The organism is Stenotrophomonas sp. SrG, assembly GCF_050031795.1.
Lineage (GTDB): Bacteria > Pseudomonadota > Gammaproteobacteria > Xanthomonadales > Xanthomonadaceae > Stenotrophomonas > Stenotrophomonas rhizophila_A.
Genome location: NZ_JBNBBE010000974.1, coordinates 1 through 242, shown reverse-complemented (window position 1 = coordinate 242; position 242 = coordinate 1). Strand labels below are relative to the sequence as shown.

Annotated in this window: 1 protein-coding gene; it reads right to left on the bottom strand. The window is 80.2% G+C overall.

Annotation, left to right across the window (positions count from 1 at the left end):
* Positions 1 to 24 precede the first annotated feature (24 nt).
* Positions 25 to 242 (bottom strand): hypothetical protein (locus tag ACQG3P_RS22395; protein ID WP_426806284.1); only part of this gene is annotated, 218 nt, incomplete at its 5' end.

Below are 242 nucleotides of genomic sequence, written 5' to 3'. Positions count from 1 at the left end.
GCCTGACGGAACCTCCCGTTAGTGCTAGGTCGGTTCGGCCGCCGGAGCGCCATCGGAGGGCTTGGCGGCCGGATCAGCGCCGGCCTCGGCCGGCGCGGTGCCGGCGGCCGGGGCGGCGCCCGCAGCCGGTGCGGCACCCGCTGCCGGTGCAGCGCCGGCAGGCGCTGCGCCAGGTCCGGTGGCGGCGGGCGGGGGCCACGGCGTGGCCGAGGCCGGCGAGCCCTCCTTGAGCTTCTGCACGC